The organism is Bradyrhizobium sp., from assembly GCF_016462955.1.
Taxonomy (GTDB): domain Bacteria; phylum Pseudomonadota; class Alphaproteobacteria; order Rhizobiales; family Xanthobacteraceae; genus Bradyrhizobium.
This window is the reverse complement of record NZ_JAEMSD010000219.1, coordinates 9234-10674: the sequence shown is the minus strand read 5'-3', so window position 1 is coordinate 10674 and position 1441 is coordinate 9234. Positions and strand designations below refer to the sequence as shown.

Genomic DNA, 1441 nt, shown 5'->3' with positions numbered 1-1441 from the left:
CCGCGCAACTGGCCGCCTTTCCGGATATCTGCACCGCCATCGTCGAGCAGAAGGCCGGGCCCTTGCTTCTTGGCCAGGCAGACGGCGTGGCCTGCCGCACGATGGAGATGTTCGAGGCATTCGGTTTTGCGGATCGGATAATAAAGGAGGCCTATTGGGTCAACGAAACGACGTTCTGGAAACCGGATGAGCGGACGCCGGAGAAGATTATCCGCAGCGGCCGCGTCCAGGACGTCGAGGACGGCTTGTCGGAATTCCCGCACGTCATCCTGAACCAGGCGCGCGTCCATGACTGCTTTCTCGACGTCATGCGCAGATCGCCGGCAAAGCTCGAGCCGTACTACAGCCGCCGCGTGCTCGATCTGAATGTCGATCGGGCAGTTGACGCTGCCACTCGTGCCGTGACCGTGCGCCTCGAACGCGTCGATGCCGCGAACGAGGACAAGGTCGAGACGATCAGGGCGCGCTATGTCGTCGGCTGCGACGGCGCACGCAGCACGGTGCGCAAGGCGATCGGGCGCGATCTGCATGGTGATTCCGCCAACCACGCCTGGGGCGTGATGGACGTGCTGGCGGTGACCGATTTTCCCGACATCCGCTTCAAGTCGCTGGTCCAATCGGCATCTGACGGCAGCCTTCTGATCATTCCGCGCGAAGGCGGCTACATGGTCCGCATCTATGTCGAACTCGCAAAGCTCGATGTCGGCGAACGCGTCACGAGCCGCAACATCACCGCCGCCGACGTGATCGCCAAGGCGCAGCGGATATTGAACCCGCACACGCTCGAGGTGAAGGAGATCGCGTGGTGGTCGGTCTACGAGATCGGCCAGCGCCTCACCGACAAATTCGACGACGTGCCGGAGACCGAGATCGATACGCGCCTGCCGCGCGTCTTCATCGCGGGGGATGCCTGTCATACGCACAGCCCGAAGGCGGGGCAGGGCATGAACGTCTCGATGCAGGACGCCTTCAATCTCGGCTGGAAGCTCGCCGCCGTGCTGCGCAAGCAGTCTGCGCCGAGCCTGCTGCATTCCTACTCGGCCGAGCGCCAGGCGGTCGCGAAGGAGCTGATCGACTTCGACCGCGAATGGGCGGGGATTCTCGCCTCGGCCGCCAAGGCCGGCGGCGCCGATGCCGCCAAGACGCAGGACTATTTCGTCAGGCACGGCCGCTACACCGCGGGTACGGCAACGCATTACAGGCCATCGGTGCTCACCGGCGCGGCGTCGCATCAGCACCTCGCGCAGGGCCTCGTGATCGGAAAGCGCTTTCACTCGGCGCCGGTGATCCGGTTGGCGGACGCCAAGCCTGTCCACCTCGGCCACGCTGCGCTGGCCGATGGCCGTTTCCGCATCTACGCCTTCTCGCCTGCGGAAAATCCTGCGGCTGCCGGCTCGGCCATTCGCGCGCTGTGCAGATTCCTGACCTAGGCCCGGGAGTC

General features: G+C 64.9%; 1 pseudogene. It reads left to right on the top strand.

Annotated elements, in window-relative coordinates:
* A pseudogene (locus tag JHD07_RS21500) lies at positions 1 to 1441 on the top strand (FAD-dependent monooxygenase); the annotation flags it as partial.